This window comes from Polaromonas sp. CG_9.11 (assembly GCF_015752225.1).
Taxonomy (GTDB): Bacteria; Pseudomonadota; Gammaproteobacteria; order Burkholderiales; family Burkholderiaceae_C; genus Polaromonas.
Window position 1 is genome coordinate 93,431 of record NZ_JADOVE010000020.1, and the last position, 6,644, is coordinate 100,074.

A 6,644-nucleotide genomic window follows, 5' to 3' on the forward strand; every position below is an offset into this window, starting at 1 on the left:
CACCCCGAACCTTTCGGAGTCCTTTCCATAACGACACAGTTTTCAATGCGTTGACAGCGTTGCGCAAATATCTTTGCAAAGATTTTTGGGACTAAAATTTAATTGGTTCTTACCTCAATTTCCTGAAGCGGCGCGTCAATCAGGTGCGCCATCCAGGCTTACCGGAGACTTCAGTACATGTACCAGCACATCAAGGTGCCCGCCCAAGGCGAGAAAATCACCGTCAACGCAGACAACTCTCTGAATGTGCCTGACGAGCCCATCATTCCGTTCATCGAGGGCGACGGCACGGGTGTCGATATTTCTCCGGTGATGCTGAAAGTAGTCGATGCCGCGGTTGCCAAGGCCTATGGCGGCAAGAAAAAAATCCACTGGATGGAAGTGTTTGCCGGCGAAAAGGCCACGAAGGTCTACGGACCCGACGTGTGGCTGCCTGAAGAAACGCTGCACGCCGTGAAGGACTATGTGGTGTCGATCAAGGGACCACTGACAACGCCCGTGGGCGGCGGTATCCGCAGCCTGAACGTGGCGCTGCGCCAGGAATTGGACCTGTATGTCTGCCTGCGCCCCATACAGTACTTTGCCGGTGTGCCGTCGCCGGTGAAGGAGCCGCAAAAGACCAACATGGTGATTTTTCGTGAAAATTCCGAAGATATTTATGCCGGTATTGAATTTGAATCAGGCAGCGACAAGGCTAAAAAGCTGATCAAGTTTCTCCAGGACGAACTGGGTGTCAAAAAAATCCGCTTTCCTGAAACCTCGGGCATCGGCATCAAGCCGGTGTCCAGCGAAGGCACCGAGCGCCTGATGCGCAAGGCGATCCAGTACGCCATTGACAACGACAAGTCGAGCGTGACCATCGTGCACAAAGGCAACATCATGAAGTTCACCGAAGGCGGCTTTCGCGACTGGGCGTATGCCCTGGCGCAAAAGGAGTTCGGCGCTGAACTGATCGACGGCGGCCCATGGTGCCAGTTCAAGAGTCCGAAAACCGGCAGGGACATCGTCATCAAGGACGTGATCGCCGATGCTTTCTTGCAACAAATCCTGCTGCGCCCGGCCGAGTACAGTGTGATTGCCACGCTCAACCTGAACGGCGACTATATTTCCGACGCCTTGGCGGCTCAGGTTGGCGGCATTGGTATTGCGCCGGGGGCCAACCTCAGCGACACCATTGCCATGTTCGAGGCCACCCACGGCACCGCGCCAAAATACGCCGGAAAGGATTACGTCAACCCAGGTTCACTGGTCCTGTCGGCCGAAATGATGCTGCGCCACATGGGCTGGATGGAAGCAGCTGACCTGATCATCAGCTCGATGGAGCACTCGATCGCCTCCAAGAAGGTCACCTACGACTTTGCCCGCCTGATGGATGGCGCCACCCAAGTGAGTTGTTCGGGCTTTGGCCAGGTCATGATCGACCACATGTGAGCGGATTTTTCGGGAAACAGCAATGCAGACCGCCGCGGAGTAATCCCGCGGCGGTTTTTTCATGCCGGGAAAGCGCGCATAAGTGAACCTGGCGCAGCAGGCTTGAAGTTTGTCTGTACAACACCAACTGATTTGTCTGATGCAACGAACGATACCGATGGCTAGAATGATTTCCATGGCAACAACCCCTCCCAAATCGCCGGCCAAGCCGCCAAGTCCTGCTGTCGTCAAGCCTGCCGATGTCAACGGCGGAGACTCGGTGGTACTGGAGCGCCGCCCGCAAAAAACCAAACCACCGCAGATGTACCAGGTGGTGTTGCTGAACGACGACTACACGCCCATGGAGTTCGTGGTGGTGGTCATTCAGGAATTTTTCAACAAGGACCGCGAGACGGCTACGCAGATCATGCTAAAGATTCATCTCGATGGAAAAGGAATCTGCGGGGTTTTCTCCAGGGATGTCGCCGCCACCAAGGTGGACCAGGTGACCGAAGCCGCCCGTAAAAACGGTCATCCGCTGCAATGTGTCAGCGAGCCCATTGAATAACGGCAAAATCGGCCAATATCCTTTTAAGCGTCGAACAGACAAGTTAAGTAGTTACCCAAGCAAGCCGAAAGGAAAATCTATGATTGCCCAGGAATTAGAAGTCAGCTTGCACATGGCCTTTGTCGAGGCCCGCCAGCAACGTCACGAGTTCATCACCGTCGAACACCTGCTGCTGGCCTTGCTGGACAACCCAAGTGCCGCTGAAGTGCTGCGCGCCTGCTCAGCCAATGTGGACGATTTGCGCAAGTCGCTTGCCAATTTCATCAAGGACAACACGCCGCAGGTGGCCGGCAGCGACGATGTCGATACGCAGCCCACGCTGGGTTTCCAGCGCGTGATTCAGCGCGCCATCATGCATGTGCAGTCTACCGGCAGCGGCAAGAAGGAAGTCACCGGCGCCAACGTGCTGGTTGCCATTTTTGGCGAGAAAGACTCGCATGCGGTGTACTACCTGCACCAGCAGGGCGTGACGCGCCTGGATGTGGTCAATTTCATTGCCCACGGCATCAAGAAAAGCGACCCGCCCGAGCCGACCAAAACCGGCGAAAGCGCTGCCGAAAATGAAGAAGGTGGCGAGAAGAATGAAAAGGCGTCGCCGCTGGAGCAGTACACCGTCAACCTCAACCAGCTGGCCAAGGAAGGCAAGATCGATCCGCTGATCGGCCGCCATTACGAAGTCGAGCGCGTGATCCAGATCCTGTGCCGCCGCCGCAAGAACAACCCGCTTCTGGTGGGCGAAGCCGGGGTGGGCAAGACGGCGATTGCCGAGGGTCTGGCCTGGCGCATCACGCAAAAGGACGTGCCGGAAATCCTGGCCGAAGCGCAGGTCTATTCGCTCGACATGGGTGCGTTGCTGGCCGGCACCAAATACCGGGGCGACTTTGAACAACGCCTCAAGGGCGTGCTCAAGTCGCTGAAGGACAAGCCCAACGGTATTTTGTTCATTGATGAAATCCACACGCTGATCGGTGCTGGGGCTGCTTCGGGCGGCACGCTGGATGCGTCCAACCTGCTCAAGCCGGCGCTCAGTTCGGGTCAGCTCAAGTGCATTGGTGCGACCACCTTCACCGAATACCGCGGTATTTTCGAAAAAGATGCCGCACTGTCGCGGCGCTTCCAGAAGGTTGATGTGGTTGAGCCGACGGTGCAGGAGACCGTCGACATCCTCAAGGGGCTGAAGTCGCGCTTTGAAGAACACCACGGCGTCAAATATGCTTTGGCGGCCCTGCAAGCTGCGGCCGAACTCAGTGCCAAGTACATCAATGATCGTCATTTGCCTGACAAGGCGATTGACGTGATCGACGAGGCAGGCGCGGCCCAGCGGATCTTGCCGGCCAACAAGCGCAAGAAAACCATCACCAAGACCGAGGTGGAGGAAATCGTGGCCAAGATTGCCCGTATCCCGCCCGCCAACGTTTCGAACGATGACCGCGGCAAGCTCAAAACGCTGGAACGCGACCTCAAAAGCGTGGTGTTTGGTCAGGACAAGGCGCTTGATGTGCTCGCGTCGGCTGTCAAAATGGCGCGTTCAGGCCTGGGCAAGGACGACAAGCCGATTGGTTCCTTCCTGTTCTCCGGTCCCACGGGTGTCGGCAAGACCGAAGCGGCCAAGCAGCTGGCCTACATCATGGGCATCGAGCTGATCCGCTTTGACATGTCGGAATACATGGAGCGCCATGCCGTGAGCCGCCTGATTGGCGCCCCGCCGGGCTACGTGGGCTTTGACCAAGGCGGGCTGCTGACCGAAGCCGTCACCAAGAAGCCACACTGCGTGCTGCTGCTTGACGAAATCGAAAAGGCGCACCCGGACATCTTCAACGTGCTGCTGCAGGTCATGGACCATGGCACGCTGACTGACAACAACGGGCGCAAGGCCGATTTCCGCAATGTCATCATTGTCATGACGACCAATGCGGGCGCTGAGACGATGAACAAGGCGACCATCGGTTTCACGAATCCGCGAGAAGCCGGCGATGAAATGGCGGACATCAAACGCCTGTTCACGCCCGAGTTCCGCAACCGGCTCGATGCGGTGGTGAGCTTCAAGGCGCTCGACGAAGTGGTCATTTTGCGCGTGGTGGACAAGTTCCTGCTGCAGCTTGAAACCCAATTGGCCGAGAAGAAGGTCGAGGTGACGTTCACCGACACGCTGCGCAAGTACCTGGGCAAGAAGGGTTTCGATCCGCTCATGGGCGCGCGTCCGATGCAGCGGCTGATCCAGGATACGATCCGCCGTGCGCTGGCCGACGAGTTGCTGTTTGGCCGTTTGACCGAGGGCGGTCGCCTGACCGTGGACATGAAGGTCACGACTGACGAAAAGGGCGTGGAAAACGGCGAAGTCGAGCTTGACATCCAGCCGCTCGCCAAGCGCGAAGGCCGTGCCAAGCCGGAATCGGAAGCCGCCGAGGCGAGTTGACCGCCTGAACCCAGCCTGAACCGGCTGGCAGGCTCATAAAGGCCGGTAGCATCATGCTACCGGCCTTTTTTATGGTGCTAAAAAAAAATAGCAAAAATCGACCGTACTACCTGCGCAAGAGACCAGTTTGATTAAAAATCTTGGAAAAAACCAGCCCATGGATTCCCACACCTTTCTCTGGCACGACTACGAAACCTTTGGCCTCAATACGCGCCGCGATCGGCCGGCGCAGTTTGCCGGGATTCGCACCGATGCCGAACTCCACGAGCTCGGCGAGCCGTTGATGATTTACTGCCAGCCGGCCAATGATTACCTGCCAGACCCGGCGTCTTGCGTGCTGACCGGCATCACGCCCCAGCATTGCCTGGCGCAGGGCTTGCCCGAACATGCGTTCGCCACGCAGATCGAACAGGTGCTGGCGCAGCCTGGCACGATCGGCGTGGGCTACAACACCATCCGCTTTGACGACGAAGTGACGCGTCACCTGTTCTGGCGCAGCCTGATCGACCCGTATGGCCGCGAATGGCAAAACGAATGTGGTCGCTGGGACTTGCTGGATGTGGTGCGGATGGCTTATGCGCTTCGTCCTGACGGGATCAACTGGCCGCTGAAGGAAGACGGCAAGCCCAGCTTCAGGCTCGAAGATCTGGCCCGGGCCAATGGCCTGATGCATGAGGCCGCGCACAATGCGCTGTCGGATGTGCGCGCCACGATTGCGCTGGCCCGGCTGATCCGCGCGGCGCAGCCCAAGCTGTTCGACTTTTGCCTGGGGCTGCACAAGAAGGCTAGGGTCCTCTGCGAACTCGGACTGCCGGCGACGGCGCAATTGTCCAGGCCTTTCTTGCATGTCTCGGGCATGTTTCCCCCCGAGCGTGGTTGTCTGGCCATCATGTTTCCGCTGGCCTCCCATCCGGCGAACAAGAACGAAGTGCTCGCCTGGGATCTGGCGCACGACCCGAGCGAGTTGCCGCAGCTAGACGTGGCCACGCTGCGCCTGCGGCTGTTCAGCAAGTCGGCTGACCTGCCCGAAGGCATGCTGCGCCTGCCGGTCAAGTCGGTTCACCTGAACAAGTCACCCATGGTCGTACGTAATCTACAAACTTTAACGCCCAACATGGCTACGCGCTGGGGAGTGGACAAGGACAAGGCGCTGCGCCATGCCGAAATTGCCGCCAGCTTGCCCGACATGAGCGAAATCTGGTCCGAAGTGTTCCGGCGCCCCGCACAAGACTTGTCCGACGTGGATGAAAACCTGTATGGCGGCTTTATTGGTAACGATGACCGCCGCAGGCTGAACCAGCTGCGCGCGATGTCGGCCGACGAACTGGCGCACAGCCGCATGGGGTTTGATGACCCGCGCTTGCCCGAACTGGTGTTTCGCTACCGCGCCAGAAATTTTCCGCAAACTCTGGGGCCGGAAGATTCCGAGCGCTGGGAAGCGCACCGGACCGCACGGCTGCTCGAAGGCGGCGGGGGCGCACGCAATGTGGATGCGTTGTTCGAAGAAATTGACGCCTTGGCCGAAACTGCCGACGATCATGCCGAGGCGATTCTGGGCGCCTTGTATGACTACGCAGAGTCGATTGCGCCGGAACGCTAGAGTGGAATCATCCTGAGTGGCAATAGCCGCAATGGCGAATATAACGTTCGCACTCATCAGGCGCGAACCTGTCCAGCAGTGAGCCGACGTGCGGGCCTGGGTGCTGCGCAGCAAGGCCTTCAGCTTGGCAAACACCTGCTCAATCGGGTTGAAATCCGGGCTGCAGGGCGGCAAGTAGCGCAACGCCGCGCCTGCGCCTTCAATGGCCGCGCTGACACCGGCAACTTTATGGACGCTCAAGTTGTCCATCACCACGATACCTCCTGCGCGCAACTCGGGCGCCAAAAACTGCTCGACCCAGGCGACAAAGGCCTGGCCGTTGATCGGCCCGTCCAGCACCAAGGGCGCCAGAAGTCCTTGGGCACTCAACGCGCAGACAAACGTCGTGGTATGCCAGTGCCCGCACGGCGCATAGCCCGGGCAACGCTCGCCCCCGGTGAATGTCAAGCTAGTTGTCGCCTGTGAGTCTTGAATTTAAGCGGCTTTGTTGAACTCCTTGCTGCTCTCCTTTTGGTCATGCTTTTGATCGGGATTGAGGTACACCTCACGCACGGGCCGGTGGCTGTCAAGGAAGTTGTCGCCTGAAGTGAAGTGAGTCAGGCTACTTTTTGCGTGTTTCGAAGCTCCTTGATTTGTGGGGTTTCTGGGTT

The 6,644-nt window shown here is 58.4% G+C and carries 4 protein-coding genes and 1 pseudogene; 4 read left to right on the plus strand and 1 reads right to left on the minus strand.

The window, feature by feature from the left end; genetic code table 11:
• Positions 1-177 precede the first annotated feature (177 nt).
• From icd to sbcB, 4 genes are all read left to right on the plus strand, one after another.
• The gene (icd, locus tag IWX85_RS16270; RefSeq protein ID WP_196870412.1) at positions 178-1,431 is read left to right on the plus strand and encodes an NADP-dependent isocitrate dehydrogenase; all 1,254 of its coding nucleotides are present in this window, start codon (positions 178-180) and stop codon (positions 1,429-1,431) included.
• Between the two features lie 175 nt (positions 1,432-1,606).
• Positions 1,607-1,978, plus strand: coding sequence for an ATP-dependent Clp protease adapter ClpS (clpS, locus tag IWX85_RS16275; RefSeq protein ID WP_036814119.1), 372 nt, complete (start codon positions 1,607-1,609; stop codon positions 1,976-1,978).
• Between the two features lie 79 nt (positions 1,979-2,057).
• Positions 2,058-4,394: an ATP-dependent Clp protease ATP-binding subunit ClpA gene (gene clpA / locus IWX85_RS16280; RefSeq protein WP_036811845.1), complete on the plus strand. Its 2,337-nt coding sequence runs from the start codon at positions 2,058-2,060 to the stop codon at positions 4,392-4,394.
• Positions 4,395-4,551: 157 nt separating this feature from the next.
• Positions 4,552-5,994, plus strand: a complete 1,443-nt coding sequence (gene sbcB / locus IWX85_RS16285; protein ID WP_196870413.1) for an exodeoxyribonuclease I — start codon at positions 4,552-4,554, stop codon at positions 5,992-5,994.
• 159 nt (positions 5,995-6,153) lie between these two features.
• On the opposite strand, the pseudogene IWX85_RS16290 reads toward sbcB, so the two are convergent.
• Positions 6,154-6,441, minus strand: a pseudogene (locus IWX85_RS16290) (transposase); the annotation flags it as partial.
• Positions 6,442-6,644 lie beyond the last annotated feature (203 nt).